This window comes from Planctopirus hydrillae, from assembly GCF_001707835.1.
Lineage (GTDB): Bacteria > Planctomycetota > Planctomycetia > Planctomycetales > Planctomycetaceae > Planctopirus > Planctopirus hydrillae.
In genome coordinates this window covers 1-347 of the sequence record NZ_LYDR01000117.1, presented here as the reverse complement: position 1 = coordinate 347, position 347 = coordinate 1, and the positions used below count along the sequence as shown (strand labels likewise).

The following is a 347-nucleotide window of genomic DNA, read 5'->3' as shown; positions in this document are numbered from 1 at the left end:
GGAATGCTTTTCTTGGAACCCTCAATAAATATGGATTAAAAGAATATGCTACTCAAAAGGATAATGGCAAATCAGGGAAAGCAATGCAAATCAAGACTGATAAAAACGGAAAAAGTAATGACTACTTTTTTACCGTAAAGGTGGGTGATAAACCCGTAAGCTTAGCAGGCAAAACTAAAATCAACCTTTACATCAAAGGAACAGGACAGAAAAGTTTGTCTTTCGCTTTGTACACAAAAGACAAAAAACTATATGTATATAATTTAGGTGACGTTTCAGCAGACAAAGCTGTTTCACCCACATTGGCTGACAACATGGGGTTCAAATACGACGGCACTATCGATACC

At 36.9% G+C, this 347-nt stretch carries 1 pseudogene; it reads left to right on the top strand.

The window, feature by feature from the left end:
* Window positions 1–347 (top strand): annotated as a pseudogene (locus tag A6X21_RS24735) (hypothetical protein); the annotation flags it as partial.